At 69.6% G+C, this 21,729-nt stretch carries 38 protein-coding genes; 2 read left to right on the forward strand and 36 right to left on the reverse strand.

Features of this window, described 5'->3' with window-relative positions; translation table 11 throughout:
- Positions 1 to 13: 13 nt before the first annotated feature.
- The 27 genes from ACIG0D_RS27245 to ACIG0D_RS27375 all read right to left on the reverse strand — a co-directional run bounded on the left by ACIG0D_RS27245 (position 14) and on the right by ACIG0D_RS27375 (position 17,188).
- A complete protein-coding gene (locus tag ACIG0D_RS27245; protein ID WP_399805868.1) occupies positions 14 to 1,501 on the reverse strand; it encodes a phage major capsid protein in 1,488 nt (495 codons plus the stop codon).
- Positions 1,501 to 2,556 (reverse strand): HK97 family phage prohead protease, encoded by a 1,056-nt coding sequence (locus tag ACIG0D_RS27250; RefSeq protein ID WP_399805870.1) that lies wholly within the window; start codon positions 2,554 to 2,556, stop codon positions 1,501 to 1,503. The genes ACIG0D_RS27245 and ACIG0D_RS27250 overlap by 1 nt, the downstream gene beginning before the upstream one ends.
- Positions 2,556 to 3,908 (reverse strand): phage portal protein, encoded by a 1,353-nt coding sequence (locus tag ACIG0D_RS27255; protein WP_399805872.1) that lies wholly within the window; start codon positions 3,906 to 3,908, stop codon positions 2,556 to 2,558. The genes ACIG0D_RS27250 and ACIG0D_RS27255 overlap by 1 nt, the downstream gene beginning before the upstream one ends.
- Entirely contained in the window at positions 3,905 to 4,060 is a 156-nt protein-coding gene (locus ACIG0D_RS27260) for a hypothetical protein (RefSeq protein WP_399805874.1), read from the reverse strand. The genes ACIG0D_RS27255 and ACIG0D_RS27260 overlap by 4 nt, the downstream gene beginning before the upstream one ends.
- A 5-nt stretch (positions 4,061 to 4,065) precedes the next feature.
- Positions 4,066 to 5,649 carry a terminase gene (locus ACIG0D_RS27265; protein WP_399805876.1) on the reverse strand — a complete coding sequence of 528 codons (1,584 nt, stop codon included), beginning with the start codon at positions 5,647 to 5,649 and terminating at the stop codon, positions 4,066 to 4,068.
- On the reverse strand, positions 5,585 to 5,860 hold the full coding sequence (locus ACIG0D_RS27270; RefSeq protein ID WP_399805878.1) for a hypothetical protein: 276 nt from the start codon (positions 5,858 to 5,860) through the stop codon (positions 5,585 to 5,587). Before ACIG0D_RS27270 ends, ACIG0D_RS27265 begins: the two co-directional genes overlap by 65 nt.
- Positions 5,861 to 6,159: 299 nt before the next feature.
- A complete protein-coding gene (locus ACIG0D_RS27275) occupies positions 6,160 to 6,603 on the reverse strand; it encodes a hypothetical protein (RefSeq protein ID WP_399805880.1) in 444 nt (147 codons plus the stop codon).
- Positions 6,604 to 6,882: 279 nt separating this feature from the next.
- Entirely contained in the window at positions 6,883 to 7,173 is a 291-nt protein-coding gene (locus tag ACIG0D_RS27280) for an HNH endonuclease (protein WP_399805882.1), read from the reverse strand.
- 43 nt (positions 7,174 to 7,216) lie between these two features.
- Positions 7,217 to 7,540 (reverse strand): hypothetical protein, encoded by a 324-nt coding sequence (locus tag ACIG0D_RS27285; RefSeq protein ID WP_399805884.1) that lies wholly within the window; start codon positions 7,538 to 7,540, stop codon positions 7,217 to 7,219.
- 140 nt (positions 7,541 to 7,680) lie between these two features.
- Positions 7,681 to 7,905: a helix-turn-helix domain-containing protein gene (locus tag ACIG0D_RS27290; protein WP_399805886.1), complete on the reverse strand. Its 225-nt coding sequence runs from the start codon at positions 7,903 to 7,905 to the stop codon at positions 7,681 to 7,683.
- A gap of 122 nt (positions 7,906 to 8,027) precedes the next feature.
- Positions 8,028 to 8,615, reverse strand: a complete 588-nt coding sequence (locus tag ACIG0D_RS27295) for a GIY-YIG nuclease family protein (RefSeq protein ID WP_399805888.1) — start codon at positions 8,613 to 8,615, stop codon at positions 8,028 to 8,030.
- A gap of 12 nt (positions 8,616 to 8,627) precedes the next feature.
- A complete protein-coding gene (locus tag ACIG0D_RS27300; RefSeq protein ID WP_399805890.1) occupies positions 8,628 to 8,885 on the reverse strand; it encodes a hypothetical protein in 258 nt (85 codons plus the stop codon).
- Between the two features lie 9 nt (positions 8,886 to 8,894).
- Positions 8,895 to 9,359, reverse strand: a complete 465-nt coding sequence (locus tag ACIG0D_RS27305; RefSeq protein WP_399805892.1) for a hypothetical protein — start codon at positions 9,357 to 9,359, stop codon at positions 8,895 to 8,897.
- The gene (locus tag ACIG0D_RS27310) at positions 9,356 to 9,541 is read right to left on the reverse strand and encodes a hypothetical protein (protein ID WP_399805894.1); all 186 of its coding nucleotides are present in this window, start codon (positions 9,539 to 9,541) and stop codon (positions 9,356 to 9,358) included. Before ACIG0D_RS27310 ends, ACIG0D_RS27305 begins: the two co-directional genes overlap by 4 nt.
- 88 nt (positions 9,542 to 9,629) lie before the next feature.
- Complete coding sequence (locus ACIG0D_RS27315; protein ID WP_399805896.1) at positions 9,630 to 10,022, reverse strand: hypothetical protein; 393 nt, start codon at positions 10,020 to 10,022, stop codon at positions 9,630 to 9,632.
- A 222-nt stretch (positions 10,023 to 10,244) separates the two neighbouring features.
- Positions 10,245 to 12,305, reverse strand: a complete 2,061-nt coding sequence (locus ACIG0D_RS27320; RefSeq protein ID WP_399805898.1) for a hypothetical protein — start codon at positions 12,303 to 12,305, stop codon at positions 10,245 to 10,247.
- A 6-nt stretch (positions 12,306 to 12,311) separates the two neighbouring features.
- Complete coding sequence (locus ACIG0D_RS27325) at positions 12,312 to 13,595, reverse strand: hypothetical protein (protein ID WP_399805900.1); 1,284 nt, start codon at positions 13,593 to 13,595, stop codon at positions 12,312 to 12,314.
- A gap of 22 nt (positions 13,596 to 13,617) precedes the next feature.
- Positions 13,618 to 13,827, reverse strand: coding sequence for a hypothetical protein (locus ACIG0D_RS27330; protein WP_399805902.1), 210 nt, complete (start codon positions 13,825 to 13,827; stop codon positions 13,618 to 13,620).
- A gap of 92 nt (positions 13,828 to 13,919) precedes the next feature.
- Entirely contained in the window at positions 13,920 to 14,105 is a 186-nt protein-coding gene (locus tag ACIG0D_RS27335; RefSeq protein ID WP_399805904.1) for a hypothetical protein, read from the reverse strand.
- Between the two features lie 305 nt (positions 14,106 to 14,410).
- Positions 14,411 to 14,611 carry a hypothetical protein gene (locus ACIG0D_RS27340; RefSeq protein WP_399805906.1) on the reverse strand — a complete coding sequence of 67 codons (201 nt, stop codon included), beginning with the start codon at positions 14,609 to 14,611 and terminating at the stop codon, positions 14,411 to 14,413.
- A gap of 66 nt (positions 14,612 to 14,677) precedes the next feature.
- Positions 14,678 to 15,121, reverse strand: a complete 444-nt coding sequence (locus ACIG0D_RS27345; protein WP_399805908.1) for a hypothetical protein — start codon at positions 15,119 to 15,121, stop codon at positions 14,678 to 14,680.
- A 92-nt stretch (positions 15,122 to 15,213) separates the two neighbouring features.
- On the reverse strand, positions 15,214 to 15,378 hold the full coding sequence (locus ACIG0D_RS27350) for a hypothetical protein (protein WP_399805910.1): 165 nt from the start codon (positions 15,376 to 15,378) through the stop codon (positions 15,214 to 15,216).
- Between the two features lie 2 nt (positions 15,379 to 15,380).
- A complete protein-coding gene (locus ACIG0D_RS27355) occupies positions 15,381 to 15,509 on the reverse strand; it encodes a hypothetical protein (protein WP_399805912.1) in 129 nt (42 codons plus the stop codon).
- Positions 15,506 to 15,700, reverse strand: a complete 195-nt coding sequence (locus ACIG0D_RS27360; RefSeq protein WP_399805914.1) for a hypothetical protein — start codon at positions 15,698 to 15,700, stop codon at positions 15,506 to 15,508. Before ACIG0D_RS27360 ends, ACIG0D_RS27355 begins: the two co-directional genes overlap by 4 nt.
- Positions 15,700 to 16,017, reverse strand: a complete 318-nt coding sequence (locus ACIG0D_RS27365) for a hypothetical protein (RefSeq protein WP_399805916.1) — start codon at positions 16,015 to 16,017, stop codon at positions 15,700 to 15,702. Before ACIG0D_RS27365 ends, ACIG0D_RS27360 begins: the two co-directional genes overlap by 1 nt.
- Positions 16,014 to 16,259: a helix-turn-helix transcriptional regulator gene (locus ACIG0D_RS27370; RefSeq protein ID WP_399805918.1), complete on the reverse strand. Its 246-nt coding sequence runs from the start codon at positions 16,257 to 16,259 to the stop codon at positions 16,014 to 16,016. Before ACIG0D_RS27370 ends, ACIG0D_RS27365 begins: the two co-directional genes overlap by 4 nt.
- Before the next feature lie 170 nt (positions 16,260 to 16,429).
- Positions 16,430 to 17,188 carry a GntR family transcriptional regulator gene (locus tag ACIG0D_RS27375; protein WP_399805920.1) on the reverse strand — a complete coding sequence of 253 codons (759 nt, stop codon included), beginning with the start codon at positions 17,186 to 17,188 and terminating at the stop codon, positions 16,430 to 16,432.
- A 579-nt stretch (positions 17,189 to 17,767) separates the two neighbouring features.
- Between ACIG0D_RS27375 and ACIG0D_RS27380 the strand changes: the two genes are divergently transcribed.
- Together ACIG0D_RS27380 and ACIG0D_RS27385 are read left to right on the forward strand one after the other, a co-directional pair.
- Entirely contained in the window at positions 17,768 to 18,064 is a 297-nt protein-coding gene (locus ACIG0D_RS27380; protein ID WP_399805922.1) for a hypothetical protein, read from the forward strand.
- Between the two features lie 88 nt (positions 18,065 to 18,152).
- On the forward strand, positions 18,153 to 18,524 hold the full coding sequence (locus tag ACIG0D_RS27385; RefSeq protein WP_399805924.1) for a hypothetical protein: 372 nt from the start codon (positions 18,153 to 18,155) through the stop codon (positions 18,522 to 18,524).
- A gap of 55 nt (positions 18,525 to 18,579) precedes the next feature.
- On the opposite strand, the gene ACIG0D_RS27390 is transcribed toward ACIG0D_RS27385, so the two are convergent.
- From ACIG0D_RS27390 to ACIG0D_RS27430, 9 genes are all read right to left on the reverse strand, one after another.
- Positions 18,580 to 18,825: a hypothetical protein gene (locus ACIG0D_RS27390; protein ID WP_399805926.1), complete on the reverse strand. Its 246-nt coding sequence runs from the start codon at positions 18,823 to 18,825 to the stop codon at positions 18,580 to 18,582.
- The gene (locus ACIG0D_RS27395; RefSeq protein ID WP_399805928.1) at positions 18,822 to 19,115 is read right to left on the reverse strand and encodes a hypothetical protein; all 294 of its coding nucleotides are present in this window, start codon (positions 19,113 to 19,115) and stop codon (positions 18,822 to 18,824) included. The genes ACIG0D_RS27390 and ACIG0D_RS27395 overlap by 4 nt, the downstream gene beginning before the upstream one ends.
- A gap of 131 nt (positions 19,116 to 19,246) precedes the next feature.
- Positions 19,247 to 19,855 carry a hypothetical protein gene (locus ACIG0D_RS27400; RefSeq protein ID WP_399805929.1) on the reverse strand — a complete coding sequence of 203 codons (609 nt, stop codon included), beginning with the start codon at positions 19,853 to 19,855 and terminating at the stop codon, positions 19,247 to 19,249.
- The gene (locus ACIG0D_RS27405) at positions 19,855 to 20,307 is read right to left on the reverse strand and encodes an HNH endonuclease signature motif containing protein (protein ID WP_399805931.1); all 453 of its coding nucleotides are present in this window, start codon (positions 20,305 to 20,307) and stop codon (positions 19,855 to 19,857) included. The genes ACIG0D_RS27400 and ACIG0D_RS27405 overlap by 1 nt, the downstream gene beginning before the upstream one ends.
- 30 nt (positions 20,308 to 20,337) lie before the next feature.
- Positions 20,338 to 20,643 carry a hypothetical protein gene (locus ACIG0D_RS27410; protein ID WP_399805933.1) on the reverse strand — a complete coding sequence of 102 codons (306 nt, stop codon included), beginning with the start codon at positions 20,641 to 20,643 and terminating at the stop codon, positions 20,338 to 20,340.
- Positions 20,640 to 20,825: a hypothetical protein gene (locus tag ACIG0D_RS27415; RefSeq protein WP_399805935.1), complete on the reverse strand. Its 186-nt coding sequence runs from the start codon at positions 20,823 to 20,825 to the stop codon at positions 20,640 to 20,642. The genes ACIG0D_RS27410 and ACIG0D_RS27415 overlap by 4 nt, the downstream gene beginning before the upstream one ends.
- The gene (locus ACIG0D_RS27420) at positions 20,822 to 21,247 is read right to left on the reverse strand and encodes a hypothetical protein (RefSeq protein ID WP_399805937.1); all 426 of its coding nucleotides are present in this window, start codon (positions 21,245 to 21,247) and stop codon (positions 20,822 to 20,824) included. The genes ACIG0D_RS27415 and ACIG0D_RS27420 overlap by 4 nt, the downstream gene beginning before the upstream one ends.
- The gene (locus ACIG0D_RS27425) at positions 21,244 to 21,486 is read right to left on the reverse strand and encodes a helix-turn-helix transcriptional regulator (protein ID WP_399805939.1); all 243 of its coding nucleotides are present in this window, start codon (positions 21,484 to 21,486) and stop codon (positions 21,244 to 21,246) included. Before ACIG0D_RS27425 ends, ACIG0D_RS27420 begins: the two co-directional genes overlap by 4 nt.
- Positions 21,483 to 21,665: a hypothetical protein gene (locus tag ACIG0D_RS27430; protein ID WP_399805941.1), complete on the reverse strand. Its 183-nt coding sequence runs from the start codon at positions 21,663 to 21,665 to the stop codon at positions 21,483 to 21,485. The genes ACIG0D_RS27425 and ACIG0D_RS27430 overlap by 4 nt, the downstream gene beginning before the upstream one ends.
- Between the last annotated feature and the right edge of the window lie 64 nt (positions 21,666 to 21,729).

A 21,729-nucleotide genomic window follows, 5' to 3' on the forward strand; every position in this document is an offset into this window, starting at 1 on the left:
CCCGTCGGAAGGATCAGACAGCGGTGGCGACGTTGAGCATCCGGAACGCGGCGTCGTTCACGGAGTCGGCGCCGACCCGGTAGTAGGCGTACCAGCCGCGCTGGCCGGTCGGGCGGCGGTTGGCGCCCACCAGGTGCGGGATGAACTCGACCGTCATGCCGACCCGGTCGGCGATCACGTAGTTGCTGAAGTCGCCGTAGACGATCAGGTGGTTGTCGCCGGTGGTTGCCGGGTCGAAGGAGGCGTCCATGTCCTCGGCCTCCAGCGCCGGACGCCCGAGAAGCTGCGGCGGCATGTCCGCGCCGATCCGCTCCCACAGCTGCGAGCCGCCGTTTGTGTCGAACTGCCGCACCATGTTGTAGATGCCGCGGTTCGCGAGCCAGGAGGCGCCCGTGCGGTACCGCGACGGGAGCGCCCCATCGAGCTTGTAGATGTCGGCCGCCGCGAACGTCTCCGCCGTCGTCGGCGTCACGACGCTGCTTGTGCCAGCCAGAGCCGTCACGATGCCGGTCGGCTGCCCGACGCCGGTGCCCGTCACGAACGCTGCCGCCTCCAGCACGTCCCGGCCGAAGCTGAGCAGACGGGCGACCTCCTGGGTGACGTTCGCCTCGTCCTCCAGGGCCTCGATGCTGATGGGAACGAAGCCCTGCGCCTTGTACACCGGGATGGACGGCTGCGCGAACGTCGTCGCGTCGTCGGACACCTCAGTGGCCTCGGCGTCCCACGACCAGGCGACCGCGCCCGAGGAAACGCCGTTCCACACGTCGCCGGTGGCGACCACGGTGCGGGCCGCCTCGCGGATCTGGTTGCGCGATCCGTTCGCCGTGATGATGACGGTCGGGTCGAGCTGGAACGGGACCAGGTAGCCGCCCGCGGTGTCGGTGAGCGACATGGCCCGCTCGAGCGCCTTCTGTTCCTCCGGGGCGATCATGTGACCCCGTCCGGAGGCGACCTTCGACCAGGCGCGCAGGTATTCGGGGCTGGAGGTCGCCAGGCACAGCCGGGCGATGCGGGAGTCGCTGTCGTCCCAGCGCTCCAGGATCTGCGTGCCGGCCGACCGCACGGCGTCGTTGGCGCCGGACATCTTCTCTACGGCCGACAGGGCGCGAGCCCTCAGCTCCTGAGCCACCTCGCCCTTGGAGCGGCCGAAGGTCCGCACCTCCGACAGGTCCCAGGGGTTGCGGAACCGGCGGTCCTCGACGGAGTCGGGGTGGAGGATCGGGTCGACGTCGTAGCCGTCCCGCGAGGAGGTGGGCGTGCCACCCTCGATCCGAACGGCAGCCGGGCGGCGCTCCGTGGATTTCGTCGCCGAACGCACCCGCTCCAGCGCGGCCGTGCGCTCCAGCTGCCGGCGGTGAGCGTCGACGTCGGCGAACTCGCGGGTGAGCTCGTCGAACGACTGCTCGTCCTCGGCCGTCAGTTCGTCCTTCTCGCCGAGTCGTTCCAGCTCGGCCTGGATGTCCCGAAGGCGGATCACCGCCTGGGAGTGGGAGAGCTCCATCAGTTCTTGTCCTCTTCGATGGGCGGCAGCTTCTCCTTCATGGCTCCGGCGATCTCCCGGATGTAGCCGCGAAGTCGGGCTGACCTGGGGTTTTCGGGTGGCGACGGGTGCCCATCGGAGGGCGGCGCGTCTGTGGTGCTGGGGGTCGGCGGGTGCTCGGTGGCGAGCGGCGCGCCGGTGGTAGGCGTCGGGGCCGGGTGCCCGGGGGTGGGCGGCGCGGCGGGATGGCGGTGTCGGAGGGCTGTGCGCACGGCGTCGGCGACGGCCTCGGGGTCGTTGGTGTTGCGCAGGTCGAGGACGATCTGCCGGCCGCCCAGCGGGTCTCCGGACCGCTGGTAGAGCAGGGCGGTGGCGACCTCGCGGCGCAGGTCCGGGTCGTCGGGGACGCTCGGCGCTGCGGCGTCACGGGCGAGGGAGTGGCGAATCCGGCGGGTCATTTCGTCGTCGTGAGCGAGCCCGTCGGCGACGTCCCGGGCCCGCACCGACACGCTGGTGCCGGCGTAGGCCGGGAAGACCACGGGGCCCAGCTCCCGGCACTTCAGCTCGATCAGCTCGCGCTGCAGCGGCCCGCGGTCACCAGGCATCCACAGCAGGTCGTAGACCTCTTCCGGCTTGACGAGCTTGCCGTTGACGTCGCGCCACTCCTCGCGCACGACCTCGAACCGGAAGCTCATGCCGTTCACGGACTGTTCGGCGATTGCGTCTCTTACGGGCTGCATCAGCCAGTTGTCGGTGATGCGGCCCTCGACATAGAGGCCCTGGTCGTCCTCGCGCAGGTCGGTGATCGAGCCGATCGGGATGGAGCCGATGAGCGGGTGGCGGCCGTGGTCGAACTGCATGACCGGCGTGTTCTCGCGGATCGTCTTCCGGAAGGCCCCCTTACGGATCTTCTCCGTGAAAACGCCCTCCCACGAGTTGATCTCGGTGGGGGTGTCGAAGAGGGCCGCGTACCCGGTCAACGTCCGGCCGTCGCCCTCCTCGTCACCGTCGGCGCGGACCAGCTGGAACGGCGCCGACCTCTCCAGGTCGCGCGTCACGGCGGACAGGGCGGGCATCAGGAACCCCCTTCGGAGGGTGCGGGAAGCGCGGCAGGCTCGGCGGAACCGGGCTTCTGCAGCTGCACGGAGTACAGGCCCGTGTGCACAAGCAGGGACCAGTCGCTTGCGGTGACAGCGGCCATGACGGAGGCCGGCGTGTACCCGGCATCGACGAGGGTGCGGATCGTGCGGGACTGGATGCCCTGGATCTCGGCGGCGTCCTTGGCGTCCTCACGCAGGAACGGGACGTGCCGCGCGTCGTACCAGAGCCTTACCGCGCCCGAGCCGCTCCCCGGGGGCGTCACCAGCGGGGCGAAGGAGCCGGCCGCGTTCTGCCACAGCGGATGGATCGTTCCGTCGGCGAACCGGCGGCGGGCTTGGCCGTAGTTGGAATACGTGGCCGCCTTCAGCCCCTCCGACAGGCCCACGATGATCGGCGGCACTCCGGCTGCCGACGCGATACGGGTCTCGCCGGCGCCCTGGACGCTGCTGAAATCCATCTGCTTGAAGTCGGAGCCGACCACCGTCACATCGGCGCCGCCGCCCAGGTACAGCGTCTTGTAGGCGTTCTCGACGCCACGGTGCGACGACTCCATCTTCGCCTTGAACTTGGCGAACGCCTCGGGCGTCACCTCGCGGGCCAGCCGCACCACCAGGTTCGGTGTGGCCGCGTTCTCGAAGTATTTCCGCTTGTGGGCGGCCATCAGGTTGTCGTTCGTCGTCTCACGAATCACCGGGGTCAGCCACGACATCCCGCGGTACGTCGCCAGCGGGTCCGGGACGGGCGCGAAGTGCGCGACTTCTTCCGGCCACAGGAACACCGGGTCGGCTTCCGGCTCCTGATAGAGGTAGCCGTACCGGCGCCAGCCCAGATCGCCGCCGTGCGGGTGCCGGATCCGCTCCAGAATGATCTGGACCCAGTCCGGCCGCAGCCGGATCGCCTGGTCTTCATGCCGGGTCCAATACGAGTTGCCTGCCAGGTCGGCATCCTGGATGACGCGGGAAAGGAGATCCTGCGTCGTCCCGCCCGGCCACGGCGCCTCCAGCAGCCGCAGATCCTGCGTGCCGAACATCTCCGACGGCGCCCCGTTGTTCAGACGCTGCCATGTGAACCGCGGGGCGGAGAACACGCTCATCCGGGCCACCATGCAGGCCCAGATCACCGGGTTCGTCGCGAACAGCGTCGCGTAGCCCGGCAAGTCCGACGGCGCCCTCTCCGCCGCCTGGCCGGGCTGCGTCTGGGCTACCCCCAGCTGCGAGAACCCGCCGTAGCCCAGCGACTGCTGCAGGGCCGCGACGTAGTCGTCGATCGTTGCGATGTCCCGCGTCTCCGCCACGCCGCGGCGCGCACGCTGCCACAGGCTCGTCACGGGCCGCCCCCGTCCACATCAGTGAGCAGGAGGCAGTAGGCCGCCAGCAGCGCCCCGCCGACCATGAGGCCCACCGCGAGGCCGAAGCCCAGCCCGGCCCCCGATGCCGTCATCGCCCCGCCCGCCAGCACCCCGACTCGGGCACGCACCACGCGCGTCAGCCGAACTCGGCCCACGGTTCCACCTCCTCCTCCGGCTCCTCGATCTCGGCGAAGAGACCCCAGCGGGCCAGCGTCACGGCCACCAACGGCGTGATGTCCACGCCGGCACCACGGCGGGCCCAGGCCCAGGCCTCGCCGAGCTCTCGCTTCCTCGCCCCCGCCAGAGCCGTCGCGAGCGGCGCGTTGTCCAGGTGCGAGATGCGGCCGGCCGCCACGGCGTCGTAGAACTGGCCGGTCGCCTGGACGACGTCCCGCGTCTTCGTCTGCACGAGCGGAGCCAGCAGCCGCGGCTCCTCTCCCTCGTCGACCTCTTCGTCCGGGTCGACCTTCAGCGCGTCCGTGACGTCCTTGATGAGCGCGCCGGCCGGGCTGCCCGGGTCGATGACCCAGCAGCGCGGACCCCACTTCTCCGTCAGGTCGCGCACACGATCAGCGACCCATCCGGTACCGGGTCGGTTGTCGACGACCTCGACGTGCACACCGTCGCCGCAGCGGCCGGCCACGCAGATCGACGCGTGAGAGCGTTCCGGCGTGACATCGACGGCGAAAGCGACCGGATCGTCCGGCCGGCTCTCCTCGTCGGCCAAGGCCTCCCAAGCGTCCTTGCCGATGACCGCCCACGCGTCGCCCTCATCGGACGGGTACTCCCCCACACCGAGCCGCTCCCGGGCGTAGCCCTCCGCGCTCAGCGTGGCCCGCTCCTTGGTCACCTTCTCCAGCGTCAGCCGGTAGCCCACCGCCGGGTTGGACTTCAGCACCGCCTCGTCGGAGGAAGCGTCGTCATGAGCCGTGCAGTCCTTCGGGCACTCCTTGACGTGCAAGTTCGCCGACCATTCGAAGTACGCCAGCGACGGGTCTGGGGTGCCGGACTCGATCGCAGCCAAAGCCCGTTTCCGCAGCCGCGCGAGCTGCACCGACAGCGCGCCGATACCCGCCGACCCGAGATACCAGATCTGCGGGTCCTCCACGGCCGCCATGGTGGGCAGCAGCGCGTCCATCTCGTTGTCGCCGAGGATCATGTCCTCGTCCAAGATGTTGCAGTGCCCGGTGAAGCCGCGACCGGACCCCTTGGAGCGGGCAATGAACCGCAGCACCTGCCCGGTGTGCAGCTCGATGCCCTCCTCACCGACCGTCTGCCGGTACGTCTTCACGCGTTTATGCAGGTCAGGGGTTTGCCGGATCAGACGCTCGATCCGCTTGAAGGCGGCCTTCGCCGTCTTGAACTCGTGCGCCGAGTGGAGGATCAACTCCTCGCCGCCGATGAACAGGCCCCACAGCTCGCGGGCCTCGATGATCCCGCCCTTGCCGTTCTGCCTGGGCACGTTGACCGCGACTTCGAACGCCGACCATGACCCGTCCGGCTTCTCCCCCATGCCGACCCGGAGCACGTGCTGCTGCCACGGGTCCAGGCGCAGGCCAGCGCGGGCGGCAAGGTCGATCGCCTCCTGCCCGGCGGTCGACACGGACGGCGGTGCGACCTGGATCGGCGGCTGCTGCCAGCCGTACACGCGGCCGTCAGCCGTCGACGGCCTGCTGTCGGGCTGCTGCTCGGCGCTTCGCTCGCTGCTGAGCAATGTCATCGACCGCGTCCCCCTCCTCCCCGACGGGGGCGAGCTTGCGGATGTCGGACATGATTGAGCGGAGCTTGTCGGCGCCGACCGCCTTCGCAGTCAGGGCCTCCGTGTCGTCGATCGCCTTGGCGAGGGCGCGGGCTACGGCCGCCATGCCGGGCGACGTCTCGTCGGCGTGAAGATCACTTAGCTCGGCGTCGATCTTGTCGAGGACACTCATGATCACTTCCCGCCATCACGGAGCGTTACATCACGGAGAGTGATGGTCCACTAATTCACTCCAACTGAGTTCGCGTGGATTAGGGCCAGGATTTGGCCGCGCAAAAAACCGGGCGACAGGGGCGTTTGGGTCGCCCGGTCGTCGGCGTTCACGATGGGTTCGGGCCCCCCTCCCTCTGGCCCTCAACCTCCCCATCGACGCGGCACAACGTGGCGATCACCCATGGTCAGGGCGGGGTGGCGGATGATGAACACCCTCCGCACCCACCGCCCAGGCGGCGTGCACACGAGGCGGGTCGGTCACCAGGCGCGGGACGCCTGGCGCCCGGTCGTCCTGCCTGCCGGCTTCTTGGCTTGCTGCGCGTACCAACGCGTCGCTACAGCCTGTAGCCCTGGCGCTCGCATGTCCTTGATCCTCTGCATCACGATGTCCTTGCCTGGATCCACTGCGACCACCTCGGCACCGTGCCTGCGGTAGCGAGCCAGCCACTTGGGGCTGGGCATGGTGTGGATCAGGTAGACGTCCACCTCACCGATGTGCTTCACGGCCTCGTCGATGGCCGCGTAGCGGGCGCGGTGCGCCACCTTCATGGCGATGGGGTGCTGCGACCACGCCGGGGCGCCAGGGCCCATCAGCGCCTGGGTGATGCGGTCCAGGTCGATGACGATGTCCGTGGCGCGGGCGCGCGCCTCAATCCAGCTGGACTTGCCCGCGGCCGGTGGGCCGGTCACGACGTACAGCACGGTGCCTCACCGCAGTTACAGCAGTACTCGCCGACGCATCCGCAGCAGCGGTCGGGGAGCTCCTCGCAGGCCACGCGGTCACCGCCTCCGGGTTCGACACCAAGTGTGCCCGCAGTCGATCAGCTCGGGATCGCTGTACGTGTCGGTGAAGCTGGCGGGCGGAGCGCTGGGCTCCAACCCGAGCTGGCGTTCCAGCCGCGTGGTTACGGCGTGTGAGGCGCGGTCGTGGGTTGGGCAACGCCGGGCGATGCGATGCAGCATGCGGAGCAGCACGGTGAGTCACCACCTCCGTGACGCGCGCACTGGCTGGCGCTGGGCGTCTGTACGGTTGCCTCGCGCACTGTTACAGCGGCGGTGTGCCGAGCGGGCGTTGGCCGGATCGAGGAGGTCGCCACCCAGGCTGAGAGGTACCGCGTGGTCGAGGGTGAAGGCGTCACGGTGGCGCCCAGCGAGGGGGCCGGTGATGTCGTAGCGAATCGGCCCGCCGCACCACCAGCAAGGCAGCCCGAGAGCGCGCTGTGCCTCGCACAACCTGCGGTAGGGGCGCCCGTTGCGAGGGTTGCCGGCCACGGGCGCTCACCTCCAGTGCGTAAGGGCTGCGCGCCCGGCTCGCCTATCCGACGCCTTGATCGAACGCGCCCCTGGAGATCTCGTTGCGCCGCTGGAGGCCCTCCATGTAGCGGTCGAGGCGGTCGTCTTCAGGGAGGCCGTCGCACTCGACAGGCTCGTCCTCCAGGCCCAGGTCGTCGTTGGCCAAGATGGCCTCCGCCCAGGCATCGACGCAGGCTTCCCGTGCCGCGACTGGGTCCACCGTCTTGGTGGCGGTGACTGTGGCAACGGGCTGCTCGGGCTTGTCGTCGGCGCCTCCAGCGCTACACCCAGTGGTCAGGGCGGCGAGGGCAATGAGGGCGGCGCAGGCCGCGGTGCGGGTGTTCATGGTCCCCCCAAGGACGTTCTGACGCTGAGGGGGCATCATGCGCGGTGCGGGGCGACCGCGGGGGCGGTGTGGCCGTGTTGTGACCGACATGGATGAAGCCCCGCCGCCTGGGGACGGAGTGGACGCAGGCGGCGGGACGATCAGGCGGCGCGGGCTGCTTCCCGCTCGGCAAGGATCCGCTTCACCTTGTCGAGATCGGGGCGGTTGTACAGCGCGGGAACGCCGCGGCCCTGGCTGGGCAACGCGGCTTCCAGGAGCCCGCGGTGAACCCATTGCCGAATGGTCGATTCACTGACCCCGGCGTATTCCGCTGCCTGTGCCGGCGCCAGAAGGTCCTGGGGGTACAGGTCGTAGATGCGACTCATCACACCCCCTGACATGCGGAAACCCCCGTCGAAGAGCGACGGGGGTTCGGGTGGTTTTTGGGCGCACTGCGCTCAGATGCCTTTAGTGTTACAGCAGGTCAGGGCCCATTGCAAGTAGATCCCTAATCGGGGACCTTCGGCAGGCCCTGCTCGGCTCTGATCGCGTTGATCAGTTGCATGAGTTCGGGGACCGGCTCGAACCACTCTCCGTGCCTGCGGTGGGCGGCGAACTTCGCGTGGAGCCGCCTCTCCTCGTTGTAGCTGCCGGGGCACTTTGCGAGGACGGTGGCGTTGAGCGTCTTGGCTCTCCGCAGGACGTCGGTGGTGGTTCCGATCTTGATGAGCCGTTCTCGCCGCATGAAGTACACCCACCCATCACCAGAGTTCGCTGCGGTCGTCCGGTAGCCGTCAACTGGACGGTTCACGGCGTCAATGGCGACCGAGGCATCGAGAACGGCGCCCCAGTCGAAGCGGACTATGAGGTGGGCGAGTCTATGGACGGTCTCTCGCTCGTGTTCGGAGCAGAGGTCGAGTGGCTCGTTGGTGGTAGCCGACTCGGGGCAGCCGCGGTACCAGCAGTTCCGCCGGCCGCCCTGAGCCTCTGTCATCCGGATGCGGACCCCACAGCCGCAGCGGTAGGCTCCTCGGCCCGCACGACCGTCGGGAGTCATCATCCGCCCGCACCCGCACTTCACGGTCACTTCCTGCATTCGCTGATTCTCCTAGCCGCCACTGACAACCGGGGCTGGCGAGCAGACCACCTGCACAGGCATGCCCCAGCCGAGGTGTGCGAGCGCCCCGTCGAGTGCGGCCACGGCGTGGCTGTCGTGCCAGGCGGCAACGAGGTCGGGCCGAGGGAACTCCAGCCGCAGCGTGCCGCCGTCGACGGTGGGGGTGGCGTGGGCGAGGAGCAGGCCGGTCACGTGGCGGCGACGATCGGCGGCAGCCACCACCTCCGGCCACCACACGGGTTGGTGCATCGGGTTCTCCTACAGGTTGCGGTTGTGGGCGAGTTGGGCGGCGCGGTCGAGTTGGAGGAGGACGGGGGCGGCGCCGGGCTGGCGGCGGTTCCAAGCGGGGATCGTGGGGTCGCCGAAGTCGCGTTCGATGGTCTCCAGCAGGAGCACACACGCGTCGTCGGCCTGGCCGCGGCTGGCGGCCTCTTGGCGGATGGCGTGGATGGGGCACACGGCGCCGGCGTCGTCGAACGCCGCGGTCTGGCACCAGCCGACGGTCTCGATCCGGATCCGGGCCCGGTGCAGCAGGGCGGCGATCGGCGTCCGGTAGGGGCTGGCCGCGGGGCGGGTGGGCTCGACGGGGAGCCGGATCACGTCGGCGAGGTCGAGTGGCGTGCTGTCGATCCGGGCGTCGACGGCGAGGGCGGCGAGCGCGAGCCGGTCGTCGAAGGTCAGCTCCCTGGGCGGGGTTGCCGCAGGGGCGATGGTCGCGGTCACCGCTTGGCCTTGCCGTGGTCGCACCGCTCGGGGCAGCGCGTCTTGATCTGCTTGCCGCCGAACGCGCTGAAAAGGAAGCCGTTGCCGCTGCAGCACCAGCAGAGGCCCCGGGCGGTGGCTTCGCCGGGTGAGAGGCGGCCGTTCTGGGCCTCCCACTGCTCGTCGGTCATACGGGGTGCCATGATTGGGATCTCCTTGCTCGCTCTTGGTGGGTGGGAGGTGCGGGGCGCCTCTGGTCGCTGGCAGGCATCGAGGGGCGCCCCGGCGGGTTCAGCGGCCCCAGCGCCGCTTCTTCGGGTCGGGCATGTCGGCGACGCGCTTCTCCAGGCCGCGGATCTCGGCCTCGTCGAGCCGGGCCGTGTAGCCCTTGGGGAGCGGGCCGGCGACCTGCGGGGCGGGGTCGGCGAGGTTGCGCATGCCGCGCGGGGGCGCGTCGTAGATGGGGCCGTGCTGGCGGAGCAGGGTGCTGGCGGAGGCTCCGTGCTCGGTGCAGGGGGTGCCGGTGATCGGCAGCCGCTTCGTGAAGACGTACTCGCTGTAGAGCTGGGCGTCCTCATAGGGGGCCACGCGTCGTTCGACGTTGTGGACGACGTAGTAGGGCTTGCCGAGCTGGAGTTCGCGGCAGAACTTGCGCTCCTGGCCGGGGTTCCACTTCTTGGGCATGATCGGTCTCCGTTTCTGGTTTGTGGTGGTTTGTTCCCGCTGCTCAGGGCTGCTCAGCGGGTGAATGTGCAGGTCAGGGCTGCTCAGGGGTCTGATCAGGGGCTGCTCAGAGCAGTCGGTGAGCAGGTCGTGAGCAGCAGGCTGAGCGGCTGTGACCTGCGGGTTTGCGCCGTGAGCAGGGCTGAGCAGGCCCTGCTCAGGGGTACATAGTTCGCGTATCGGTCACAGGAGCGAGGTGAGCTTGGCGAGCTTGTAGCCTCGCGGGTTCTGTTCGTCGCCGATCCGGCCGAGCGTTTCCGGCGATCCTGCGCCGGCCTCCTTCAGCCGGGCCTTCAGGTCGTCGACGGTCCACGCCACGTAGGCGTCCTCGTAGTCGCGCAGGGCCAGCAGCAGCGCTTCGGTCTTCATCCGGTCGACGCCCTGCTTCTCCATCACCGTGACCGCGTCCTCGACGACGACCCGGGCAGCGCCCTCGGCCGCGGCGCCCTCCGGCGGTTCCGCGCCGCACAGACGCAGCAGCTGCTCCCAGGTGAGGAGCTTCGGCAGCGGCATCCCGATGTCCGGCAGGTCGACATCGGCCATGGCACGCAGGGAGTCCTGGTCGGGGTCGAGCAGGCCGTCCTCGCGTCGCTCCGCGGCCAGCTTCCGCAGTACGTCGGACGGTGTCGGGTGGATGGCGTACTCGATGGGCTCGTCGGCCATCCCGGGCACGCCCTGCACGAAGATGTGGCCGGCGTCCTTCGGGTCGGTGTCGGTGGCCGGGCTGAGCTTGTGGGGCAGCCACCCCTCGGCGACGGCGCCATCACCGAACACCGCGCGGGTGTCGCCGACCTTGCAGGGGCCGACGGCCTTGAGCGCGATCATCTGGGCGATGTTCTCGCCGAGGTACAGCTTGGTGCCGCCCTGCGACGCGATGATCAGGGTGACGGCTTCCTTGCGGCCGACGAGGAGGAGTTCGAAGGCGAGCCGCTTGGCGAGCTCGGAGCCTTTCGGGAACTCATCGAAGATCACCGTGATGTGCGGGTGCTGCCTGCTGATCTTCCACTTCTTGCCCATGCCGAGCTTGGCCCGCAGGCGGGCCCGGCCCTTGGACAGCATCAGCAGGAACAACAGCACGGCCTCGATCTGCTCGTGGCTGCGCCCGGTGACGCGGACCGCGTCGTGCAGGTCCTCCAAGCCGTCGCCGTGCGGGTCGAGGTCGATGGTGATGTTGTCGTAGCAGGCGGTGGTGATCTCGCCAATGGCCTGCAGCATGCCGGTCTTGCCACCGCCGGACGCTGCGACGACGAGCCCCATGACGCCGGCGAACGCGGCCTCCAGCGGGTCGCCGCCGACGGAGGTGCCGAGCCGGGACTTGTCGGTGATGCTGATGGACTTGGGAGCCCGGTAGGGAAGGCCGGGGGCGGTGGCGAACGGGTTGCCTTCGACGAGGCGGAGGATGGCGCAGGCCCGGCGCTCGGCCATGGGCTGAGGCCGGACGCCGTTGGTGGGCAGGTCGAAGCGGGTCTCCAGGCCGCCCGCCTTGGCGATGATGACCTCGGGGGTGCCTTCGCTGACGCGGACCTTGCACTGCCAGCCCCACGGCTGCCGCTCCACGTCCCACACCTCCACGACCGGGACGCCCTCGGCGACCATCGCCAGCAGCACGCAGATCGCGGCCTGCTGCGGTGTCTCGGCGCGGCGGATCGGGAACGGCTTCGCTCCCTCCGGCAGGTCGTCCAGGGTGATCGAGCCGTGGCCGCGGATCGTCTCCTCGGCGGGCAGGCCCAGCACCTCCTCCGTGGACGGCTCGCCGCGGTCGCGGCCGTGGAAGGCGCCGATCCCCCACGCCCCGAGCAGCGCGGCAAGGTCGATCCACAGGCTGCCGGTGACGGCGCCGAAGCCGACTCCCCCGGCGACGGCGGCGGCCACGCCCGCGGTCTTGCCGCTGTACACGAGGCGGTGCCGCCGGTACTCCTCCCGCAGCTGCGCGCGGTGGTCCTTGAGGCGGGCTTCCTGGTTGACGTCGCCGGCCGCGTCGCGGATGGCCAGGTTCGTCGAGGCGATCATCTGCGGGTAGTCGTCGTGGAAGCGTTCGATCCAGCGCCGACCGAGCTCTCGGTAGCCGCGGACGGTGTGCGGCAGCAGGGCCAGGGAGGCGATCCGGTTGGTGCGGGCTGCGACGGTGCGGGCGGACTCGATCCAGGCCGGGCGGCCCGGCTCGGCCTGCTCCTTGCAGACGGGGGTTGCGGGCGGTGGGACGAGCGTCAGCGTGGGGCGCTCTTCGGGCAGCGGAGTAGCCATGGCGGGTCAGTCCTTCTTCTGCTCGAGGCGCGCCTGGACGCGAGCGAGAGGGTGGATGGGGGCGGTCTGGCCGGGCCGGCGGACGGGCGGGGTGCCGCCGTTGTTACGGCGCCCGTCGGGTGCGTCCGGGTCCTTCTTGACGCGGGGACCCTTTTGGGAATCGACCAGCGACAACGGGCCCTCTATGGGCAGTTCGGCGGCCGTCTTCATGCGGGCCTGCGCGACGCGCGAGCGGGCCTCAATCTCGGGGGTGATGCCGACGGTCTTGCAGCCCGTCACCCGGTACCAGGCGTCGGCCCAGATCTGCTCGGTGACGAACTCCGCGCCGCGGGCGGAGCGCATCGCGTCGGCGACGTCCCACACATCTCGGTGGTGGGTCTTGCGGTCCTCGTCGCGGCGCCGCTGCTCCTCGTAGGCACGAGTCTGCGCGGCAGCCTTCTCGCGGGCCGCCTTCTCCTCCGCGGCCTTCCGCTCCTCGCGCGCCTTCCGCTTCGCCGCCTCCTCCTCACGCCGGGCCCGCTCTGCGGCACGCCGCTCCCGGAACGACGGAATCCCGTCGGCCTTCTGCGCGATGCCGTGCTCGTAGGCCATCAGCACGATCGGCCCGCCGAGGGAAGCGATGGCGCCGATCAGGCCGGCGTTGAAGCCAATGTGCGGATTGGTGAGCCCACCGTGCAGGTTGATCGCAGCGGCGATCGCGGCGCCGAGCATGATGCCGACCCGGTAGGGGGCGACGTCCCGGCGGTGAGCGACTGCCCAGGCGGCACCGAACGCCAGCACCAGGGCGAGGCCTTCGAGCAGGGCCGGGGCGGCGACGAGGAAGGGCCGCTTGGGGTCCCAGAAGTGCATGAACTGCACGGGGGCGGCGATGATCAGGCCGACGGCGTAGATGCCGCGCGCGCCCCACTTCCACCAGCGCTCCGCGCGTTCCTGTTCCGCTTGCTGCTGCGCCTCCCGCTCGGCCTCCTCCTGGGCGGCCTGCTCGGCCTTCTGCTTCTCAGCGTCGGCCTTCGTCTTCTCCGCGGCCTTCTTCGCGAGGTACGCGGCGTGGTCGGCCTTCTCCTTCTCCAGCCGCATCGCGGCACGCTCGTTGGCGATGCGCTGCCGCTCGGCTTCCTCGGCAGCCTTGATCTTCTCGGCCTCGGCCCGGCCTTCGGCTTCGATCCGGGCGGCTTCGGCTTCGGCGGCGGCGCGGGTCCGGATCGCCTCCGCCTCAGCCAGCGCTACGGCGTCGAAGCCACGCTCGGCCACCGGATGGCCGTTGACGTGCTCGATGGACGTGGCGGTCACGGTGATCAGTCCTTTCGCGGGTTCAGGCGGTGACGGTCGGGGTCGGCGCGGGGGCGGGCTGGTGCCTCCACCAGGCGATGAGCCCGGCGGCCAGCCACACGGGGACGGGGATCAGGCTGAGGATCACGGCCGCGCCGGTGGCAGCGAGCGCGATCGGGGTGGCGGCGGCCGGCCACACGCCGACCGTGATCAGGAAGGCTGCGAGCAGCAGCCAGCGAATGAGACGGATCATGACGACCTCTTCGGGGTCGAAAACGGATGTGGGGTGGTGCTGCGCCAGATCTCCTTGGCGCCCGGGACGAGCCGGGCGCCGCGGACAGCCGGTCAGCAGTGGTGGCACCGCGTGACCTTGTTCTGCGGCGGGGCGTGCCGCAGGGCGTCCTTCTCGGCGGCGGCCCGGTCGGGGGAGGGGCTGGAGGCGCGCCGACCACAGGAACAGCTCCAGTCGAACTGGGCGGCCAGAGCGGGGCGGCGCGAGCGCCAGGGGGTGACGTGGATCTTGTGGTTCATGGGGATTCCTCTCGGTCGGTTGGGGTGGTGCGTGCCCCGGGCCGGATCCGATCCGGCGGCGTCGCGCCGGGTCCGGGGCTGGGCGGGTCAGACCTCGTCGAGCGGCTTACGGATCGGGTACTCGGGCTCGGGATCGTTCTGGGCGTACATCGACGGCTCCTTTCCGGGCCGGGGCTGTCCCGGCTCCCCTCACCGCCCGCGCAGGTCGGGCGGATCGGGCAGCCGTCAGTCACCACCACGGCTCTTGCGATGGTCGGGGCAGCCGTTCCGGGCGTGGTCCTCGCACTGAGCGCAGCGGTCGGCCATCAGGCCACGTCCCCGAGAGCGGCGCCGCACAGCTCGTCGACCAGCGACTCACCCGGGTTGGCCTTGTCGTAGCGGGCCGCCTCGGCGAGCAGCGCCAGCTCGGTGAACTCGTCGGGGGCGGCAAGGAAGCGGCGGATCAGGTCGGTGCGGTACGCCGCGTCCGACGACGGAGCAGACGTGATCAGGGTGAGCGTGGGCATGACGGGATAGACCTCTCGGGTCGAAGGGGGGTGGAAGGGTGAGCGAAGGTCTGGCAGCGGCGGATGTCAGGCCGTGCCGTCGAGGAGGCGGGATGCCTCGTGAAGTCGGGCGGCTTCGGCGTACTCGGCTCGGAGGCGCTGCCGGAACTCGTCCGGGTCGGCGCCGCGGGCCAGCAGCTGCTCCCGGTTGGCAGCCCAGCGGTCGGTCTGCGCCTGGCTGGTCCAGCCGGACCGCCGGTTCTCAGCGAACTGGCGGCCCCGCAACAGCTGCACGGCGTGCAGCACATCGTCGAACGCGGTCACCGGGATACGGCGGGCCGGGACAATCCGCTGGCCGTACCAGTCGTCGATCGACACAGCGATCCGGCTCATTGGGTCGTCGCTGCGGCCGTCACGCAGGTCGTAGGCGCCGGCCACGCCGCGGAGCGCCGACTGGAAGGCCGCGAACGGTGCGCGCCGGCCGGCCCACATGGGGCTCAGCCTCGGGTCGTCGTCGTCGAAGAAGATCACGGTGCCTCCTCTCAGAGGCTGAGGCGGGAAGGAAGGAGAGGGCCGCGGGCGACGGGACGGGGGCGGACACGCCACCCGCGGCGATCAGGGGGTCAGCGGCAGGCGTCGCAGACGCCGCCATCCCAGTCGTCCAGCCACGCACCGCAGTAGGCGCACTGGCCGAAGCTGAAGAAGCAGACGAACGGGCTGATGCCCTGCGGGTGCGGGCGCGGTGGCCGGATCGGAAGCGGGTCCTTGACCTTCTCGTGCTCGGCCACCGTCACCACCCCCGCACCGCGAGCGCGCGGCGGCGGGCCTTCGGTTCCACCGGCAGCGGCGGCAGATCCGGCGTCGGCTCCACTCGACGGGTGTCCGCCGGCTGCGGCCGGGACTCGGGGCGGGCGGTCACCGGACCGCTCCCCGGGCGACCTTCGCCTCGTACCAGAACGTCTCGTGCAGGTCGCCCCAGAAGTCCGACAGCTGCCCGAACGACGCACGGCCGGACAACTCCAGCGCCTCGTCCGCCAACTCGGCGAACACCTGCGCACGGTCGCCGGACTCCAGCGCGGCAGCCAGCGCGGCCAGGTGGGCGGTCGCCATCACGCCACCGCCTTCGAGCCCGTGCCCCAGGCGGAGAAGACGCAGATCGTGTCGAGGAACGTCGGGTCGGCGATCCGGACGACACGCAGCGGCCGGCCGTCGCGGTCGATGGTCTCCCACTCGTCGATGGCCGTGCCACTGACGAGCTCCCAGTCGATCGACCGCTCGGCGTCCTCGACGGTGTCGAAGCCCCACAGCGAGCCGTAGGAGTCGAAGTTCGCGACGATCCGGTCGGCCAGCGCCAGCTCCAAACGGTGCATCGCGTCGACGGCGACCGGCGAGAGGGAGAAGGTGGGGGTGGGGGTCTCGGTGCTCACGCAGCCTCCTCGGGCGCGACGGTGGGGGTGGTCAGGGTGCCGTTGAGGTAGGCCTCGACGGCGGACTCGGGAATACGCACGCCGCGCGGGCGGACTTTGCCCTTGCCGAACCGGTGGCTGGGCAGGTCGCCGCTGCGGACAAGGCGGTATACGGCGGTCAGCGAGAGGTTCAGGGCGATCGCCACGTCGGCGGCCGGCAGCAGCTTCTCCGTGGGGGCCGGGGCGGAAGCGGTGTCGCTCATGGAACTCCTTTCAGGCATAGCTCGGTCGGTAGGCCCCGGTCGCCGGAACCTGTCTAGGACCACTTAAACAGCTTGGACAGCTCCGGTCAACGGATTGGTTCTAGACAGGTTCTGGAGGCATGAGAAAGCCCCCGCCTGGAGGGGCGGGGGCTGCGAGCAAGCTATGCAGGTCAGGAGGGGAACTTGTAGATCAACCTGTAGCTGTCGGAGTCCAGCTTCATCTCGTTGACTTCAACCGGCCGGTCTTCAGCGTTGTAAGCCGTTCGGACGATGAGGATGATCGGCGTGCTCAAGGTGATGCCCAGCAGCTTGGATTCCGCGGACAGCGGGAGACGGACTTCGATCTCCTCGCTGTATCGGACCGGACCGTGGCCAACCTCTTCCAGCCTGGCATAGCTGCCACCCGGGCCGGTGTTTCGCTCGGTGATAGCCGTCCCTTCCACGATGTCGGCCGGATACCAAGCCACTGAGTGCTGCACGACGCGGTTCTCGGATCGATACAGCTTGTCGCGACACCAGACGTCCTGCCCTCTCACCCCGAGCGTGCGCGCCACGTGCTCCGGAGGGGCGGTCTTGAAGACCTTCACGTCCTCGGTGCGATCTCTCCCCTGAAGATCCTTATCCCAGACAGCACGGCCGGCGCCCCAGTGCTTGCGGGACAGGCGCTCCACGGCATCCCGCTGGATACGCCGGAAGCTGCGGAGGTACACCCCGGATCCACCGCGCGACTCGATAAGGTCATCGACACGAAGTAGTTGAAGTGCGTCTCTTACGGTGTTCCTTGCCGCGTCGAACTCCTCCGTGAGCTGACGCTCGCTCGGGAGCTTGCCGGTCTCTGCGTAGTCACCAGCCTCGATCCGCGCACGCAGCTCATCCGCGATCTCGGCATAGCGCGGCTTCTTGCCCTGCGCTGGATCTGTCACGTCCATCCCTCCTCAGGTCTACAAGCGACCAAGATACCGGTCTACCTGCCGGAACAGACTGGACGTATACCGGATGTCCATCTCCGCCAACTCAGACATCTTGACAAGCAGTCCTATACCAGTAGAGCCTCCTGTCTAGGATGACCGCGCTGAGTAGGCGGTCGTGAACCGAGGGTGCGCGCCTGTGCGCACGGTGGGAGCGCCATGTTCAGGACCCCGACGGTGGGCCGATCCAGATGTACGAGGACCCCTACGATCCGACCGAGCGTCCGCTGCGCAACGTGGTCCACAACGGCGACCGCTCCAGCCCGATCGCCTGACCCCACCGTAACGCATCTCAATATGCGCTGACCTGCGGTGTTGTTCTTCCGAAGCGGTTGTCGACCACAGCGCGGACCGGCTAGGTTCTGTCGCGTTCGGTTGCCGTCGAGCGCGAATTGCAGCCCCCAGGTTGCGCTCGTCGAAAAATCTGTACCGTCCAGAACACGAACGGCCGGGCGCCTTGCCCGCGCCCGGCCAGTTCATCACCAGCGGTGCCAGCCGCTGGATCTTCAACCATCACTCGCCAGAGAGAAGGTCTCGCCAATGACTGTATCGCAGGGCTGCTCGTCTCCCCAGGGCAAGCCGTCTCCGGACTACCTCCTCGACACGCCGCTCCCCCAGCTGCTGAACGCCCTGGACGTCGAGCTGGTGGACTCGTCGATCACGGACGCCGGCTTCTTCGGCGCCTTGGTGGAGCGTCGTGACGGCTCGCGCGTGCTGTCGATGCCGGTCGGCCGGTCGGTGTTCGAGCGGAACACCGCGGCGCGGATGCTGCTGGCGGAGGGGCTGGGTCTGGATGCCCCGCCGGTGCCGGCGCCGCTCGAGGTGACGCGGGTCTGACCGCCACTCTCGGAGCCCCCGCCTGTCCTGGGCGGGGGCTTTCTGTGTTCTGCTGCCGCCTGGCTGGTGGTGGGCCAGACTGCCGGGCATGGATCTTTCGAAGGGGGCGGCGGGTCCGCTCGTGTTCAAGGGGCACTTGGCGTCGGCGCTGCTGTATCCAGATCGGGTCGAGTTCAAGCGGCGGTGGGTGGCGCGGTTGGGCGGGAACCGGAGCGGGGTGGTGCTGCTGCCGGACGTGTTGAAGGTGTTGCGGCAGGATCCGACGCGGTTCGTGAACGGCTATGTGCACTTGCTGACGGCTGCGGATGGGGGTCGGCTGCGGGCCGCTGCGAGTGATCCGGTGAAGGCGGTGGCCGGCAACCCGCGGGCGATCATGTTCACGTGGAATCAGCGGGACACGTTCGCGAAGTTCGTGGCGGCGGTGGAGGAGGCGTTGCAGCGGCAGCGACCTCAGCTGTAGCAGCTGGTCGAGAACGAAAGCGGGCCCCAACCCGGGTGGGTGGGGCCCGTGCTGTTCAGCCGGCGTAGCCGATCTGTACGACGGTGATCGCCTTGGCGTCGTGGTCGAGGAGGACCGAGATGGTGACGCTGCCATGGGCGAGGATTCGCATGATGCCGTCGTCGACGCCGAAAGGGACGGAGTGGGCGATCGGGTCGGCAAGGGCGTCGAGCAGGCAGACTGCGATGTCGCGGCGGCCATCTTCGGGGAGGGATGCGTAGATGGCGTGGATGCTGGGGTCGAGGCGTAGGCGGTAGGTCACGCGGCGCCTCGGCGGATACGCTCCGCTTCCTCCAGTACCTGATCTGTCACGTCGACGAGGGTAGCTTCGTAGGTCGCCGGGAGGTGGCCGTGTTCCTGGAAGTGGTCACGAAGCTGTTCGGCGTGATCACGTCCTGCTTCCCACTGCTCGATGAAGCGCACCCATTTGTCGACAACGGTCGGGAGCTGATCGACGGGGGCAAGGTTGATCTCCGTGAGGAACTTCTGCCTGGTGACAGGGTGCGGGAGGGCGTGGGCGATCGAGTCGATGGTCCACGGCTGCTCGCTCATCCTGGCCTCCGCACGTGCAATTCATGGGGCGTGATTTCACCGTAGCGCACGGCCTACGTCGCGATGGTGGTACCACCTACGAATATCCGTAGGTGGTACCACTTGGCATATGCCGCGACAGGTCCGCTCGCCTAAGCTGCCCGCCTTTCGGCGAGCGGCAGCCGGAGCGCTTCGGAGTGCCCGTACTGCGTGCTGCAGGCGGGGCAGCGGACGCCGGCGGTGTCGAGGGTGACGCGGAGGGTGTGCCCGCAGGCACAGGAGACGCCGATCCGGCGGGGCGGTTTCTCCCCGGTGATGATGCGGCGGGCCTGGCCGACGGTCTGCCGGAGTTCGTCGGCCATTTCCCGTATGGCCGGGTGTTCGTCGCAGATCATGGCGAGGTTAAGCCCGAGGATGCCGCAGGCCCAGTCGACGGTTGCGACGATGGTGCCGAACTGGGGAACGTCCCACTCCTCTCGCTCGCACAGGTCGCGGGCCCAGCCGCCGACGACGCCTTCGATGCCGCCGCGGCCGAGGAGGTCGAGCGCGGTTTCGTTGCACGGCAGCGGGGCGGTGCGGGTGGCGGAGCGTCCGTCGCCGCCGCGTCGGCCGGGGGTGAGGGCGGCGCCGAGCTGCCGGTAGAGCTTCGGGAGTTCGCGCAGGTAAGCGTCGACGCGTTCGCGGCAGCCGCGGTGGACGCGCTCGCGGGCGGGTCGGTCGCAGACGGCGCAAGGCTGGGACTCGGGTGCGTCGTCGCGCATCAGACTGCTCCGTTCTTGGTGCGGTGGTAGTACTCACGCTGTTGTTCTCGATGGCAGGTCAGACAACGCTTCGAGCCACGCGCCCCCTTGCCGGTGTTGCTTTCGTCGTATGCGTGCCCCTGAGGGCAGTGCCATTTGACCGCCTCGCCGCGGCGCACGTTCTCCGCGAACGTCACCGGTTCGAGGTGCTTGGGGTTGATGCAAGCCCGGTTCCGGCAGAGGTGATCGAGGACGAGCCCCTGAGGTATCGGCCCGATAAACGCCTCATAGGAGACGCGATGGGCGAGGAGTGTCCTGTTGGTGGGGTGCTCTCGAAGGCGCCCATAACCGGTGTTGTTGAACGAGGCAGTCCACAGCCAACAGCCGGTGTCCGGGTCGACTCGATACTTGCCGATCAACTTCTCAGCAGGTGTTTTCGGGCGACGTCCCCTTCTGGGGCGACCATCGTTCATGGCGGTGCTCCTTGGTGCGGGCGGGGCGGCTCAGGGGCGGTAGCGGTGGTCCCAGGCGAGGTGGGGTCGGAGGATGTCGAGGGCGCGCTGGACGGGTGTGGGCTCGGGCGGCGTGTCGGCGGGGATGAGTCCCCAGTCGATGGCGATTTCGCGGGCGAGGGTGAGGGGGAGGGCGGTGGCCTTGACGTGGCACGGTCCGGCCGGTGGCCCGATCCACAGTTCGACGGGTGCGGTGTGGCCGTCGAGGGTGATGTCGACGGTGCCGATGCTGGTGAGTTCGGTGACGCGGAGGCCGCCGCAGTCGGGGCACAGGTCGAGGTGGTGGCGGTCGGTCACGGCGTCTCCTGGTCGGCTTCGTCGATGAGGCGGAGGGCGTGGAGCAGGAGGCCGCGACAGATGGCCCGGTCGCGGGGGTCGTCGGGTGCTGCCAGGTCGACGAGGTAGTGGGTGCGGGTGCCGTCGAGATCCCGGGTGCTGCGGTAGACGAGGTGCGGGCCAGGGTTGAGGTCGTCGGTCACGGCTGCTCCCCGGCGTACTTGTCGGTCCACCAGCGCCGGTCGTCGGCTGCCGCTTCCCGGATGCTGGGGCCGGCGTTGTGGGTGGGCGGGGTTGCGTCGTGCAGCGCCTGCCCGTTCTGCCGGATGACGTCGGCGAGGTCGGCGTGGGAGTAGGGGTCGTCGTCATGCATGAACCCGATGTCGCAGAGGGCGCGGCGGATGTCGTCGAGCTGGTGTTCCTTGGCCCGGCGGGCCTGGTGGGCGAGGCGAAGACGCTTCTCGGCAGCAGCAACTGAGTGCTCGAAGCTCTGTGCGCCCGTCTGAGCGCCGTTCTCCCCCTCCCTCGCCTCTCGTTGCCCGCCGTGGGTGTTGAGGGCGTCCTGTGGCCCGCTGTGGCCGTTCTCGGGCGTCTCGAGGGCGGTCGGGTCGGTGGGGGTCGTCATGCGGCGGTCTCCTTCTGCTCGTTGGGGAGGTGGATCTGGTGGGTGCCGAGCTCGCCGACGACCAGGGCGATGGCGACGGCGTGGGCGCGGTCTCGGGCGCCGAGGGTGTGGAAGATCTCGGCGAGGTGCCGGTTGACGGTGCGTTCGTGGATGCCGAGCAGCCGGCCGATCTGGGCGTTCGTGTGGCCGTTGGCGACCAGGGCGAGGATGTGGCGGCGCCGGGCGGTCAGTGACTTCATGGCCGCCGCCTGCCTTCGTCGAGAAGCCGGACGCCCACCCAGAGCGCCAGGCAGCAGAACGCGGCGATCACCACCCCGACCGCCAGCTCGGCGAGTTGGCCGGCGAGGACGGCGAGCGTCACGAGCGTGAGCGGGATGAGCGACAGCACAGCCCACCCGGCGGCACGGCGCCCGGTCACCGCTCCGCCCCCGGTGTCGCCTGACCGGGAGCGGCTTTGCTGCATTGCGGGGATCGTCCGGACC

Origin of the sequence: Streptomyces sp. NPDC052773 (assembly GCF_044547145.1) — a bacterium.
Lineage (GTDB): Bacteria > Actinomycetota > Actinomycetes > Streptomycetales > Streptomycetaceae > Streptomyces.

What these genes read in the sequence shown, in the direction of transcription:
- ACIG0D_RS27245 (WP_399805868.1), bottom strand. Translation starts at nt 1,501, where the DNA reads ATGGAGCTCTCCCACTCCCAGGCGGTGATCCGCCTTCGGGACATCCAG.
- ACIG0D_RS27250 (WP_399805870.1), bottom strand. Translation starts at nt 2,556, where the DNA reads ATGCCCGCCCTGTCCGCCGTGACGCGCGACCTGGAGAGGTCGGCGCCG.
- ACIG0D_RS27265 (WP_399805876.1), bottom strand. Translation starts at nt 5,649, where the DNA reads ATGACATTGCTCAGCAGCGAGCGAAGCGCCGAGCAGCAGCCCGACAGC.
- ACIG0D_RS27270 (WP_399805878.1), bottom strand. Translation starts at nt 5,860, where the DNA reads ATGAGTGTCCTCGACAAGATCGACGCCGAGCTAAGTGATCTTCACGCC.
- ACIG0D_RS27285 (WP_399805884.1), bottom strand. Translation starts at nt 7,540, where the DNA reads ATGAACACCCGCACCGCGGCCTGCGCCGCCCTCATTGCCCTCGCCGCC.
- ACIG0D_RS27290 (WP_399805886.1), bottom strand. Translation starts at nt 7,905, where the DNA reads ATGAGTCGCATCTACGACCTGTACCCCCAGGACCTTCTGGCGCCGGCA.
- ACIG0D_RS27295 (WP_399805888.1), bottom strand. Translation starts at nt 8,615, where the DNA reads ATGCAGGAAGTGACCGTGAAGTGCGGGTGCGGGCGGATGATGACTCCC.
- ACIG0D_RS27300 (WP_399805890.1), bottom strand. Translation starts at nt 8,885, where the DNA reads ATGCACCAACCCGTGTGGTGGCCGGAGGTGGTGGCTGCCGCCGATCGT.
- ACIG0D_RS27310 (WP_399805894.1), bottom strand. Translation starts at nt 9,541, where the DNA reads ATGGCACCCCGTATGACCGACGAGCAGTGGGAGGCCCAGAACGGCCGC.
- ACIG0D_RS27315 (WP_399805896.1), bottom strand. Translation starts at nt 10,022, where the DNA reads ATGCCCAAGAAGTGGAACCCCGGCCAGGAGCGCAAGTTCTGCCGCGAA.
- ACIG0D_RS27320 (WP_399805898.1), bottom strand. Translation starts at nt 12,305, where the DNA reads ATGGCTACTCCGCTGCCCGAAGAGCGCCCCACGCTGACGCTCGTCCCA.
- ACIG0D_RS27330 (WP_399805902.1), bottom strand. Translation starts at nt 13,827, where the DNA reads ATGATCCGTCTCATTCGCTGGCTGCTGCTCGCAGCCTTCCTGATCACG.
- ACIG0D_RS27335 (WP_399805904.1), bottom strand. Translation starts at nt 14,105, where the DNA reads ATGAACCACAAGATCCACGTCACCCCCTGGCGCTCGCGCCGCCCCGCT.
- ACIG0D_RS27340 (WP_399805906.1), bottom strand. Translation starts at nt 14,611, where the DNA reads ATGCCCACGCTCACCCTGATCACGTCTGCTCCGTCGTCGGACGCGGCG.
- ACIG0D_RS27360 (WP_399805914.1), bottom strand. Translation starts at nt 15,700, where the DNA reads ATGGCGACCGCCCACCTGGCCGCGCTGGCTGCCGCGCTGGAGTCCGGC.
- ACIG0D_RS27370 (WP_399805918.1), bottom strand. Translation starts at nt 16,259, where the DNA reads ATGAGCGACACCGCTTCCGCCCCGGCCCCCACGGAGAAGCTGCTGCCG.
- ACIG0D_RS27375 (WP_399805920.1), bottom strand. Translation starts at nt 17,188, where the DNA reads ATGGACGTGACAGATCCAGCGCAGGGCAAGAAGCCGCGCTATGCCGAG.
- ACIG0D_RS27380 (WP_399805922.1), top strand. Translation starts at nt 17,768, where the DNA reads ATGACTGTATCGCAGGGCTGCTCGTCTCCCCAGGGCAAGCCGTCTCCG.
- ACIG0D_RS27385 (WP_399805924.1), top strand. Translation starts at nt 18,153, where the DNA reads ATGGATCTTTCGAAGGGGGCGGCGGGTCCGCTCGTGTTCAAGGGGCAC.
- ACIG0D_RS27395 (WP_399805928.1), bottom strand. Translation starts at nt 19,115, where the DNA reads ATGAGCGAGCAGCCGTGGACCATCGACTCGATCGCCCACGCCCTCCCG.
- ACIG0D_RS27400 (WP_399805929.1), bottom strand. Translation starts at nt 19,855, where the DNA reads ATGCGCGACGACGCACCCGAGTCCCAGCCTTGCGCCGTCTGCGACCGA.
- ACIG0D_RS27405 (WP_399805931.1), bottom strand. Translation starts at nt 20,307, where the DNA reads ATGAACGATGGTCGCCCCAGAAGGGGACGTCGCCCGAAAACACCTGCT.
- ACIG0D_RS27420 (WP_399805937.1), bottom strand. Translation starts at nt 21,247, where the DNA reads ATGACGACCCCCACCGACCCGACCGCCCTCGAGACGCCCGAGAACGGC.
- ACIG0D_RS27425 (WP_399805939.1), bottom strand. Translation starts at nt 21,486, where the DNA reads ATGAAGTCACTGACCGCCCGGCGCCGCCACATCCTCGCCCTGGTCGCC.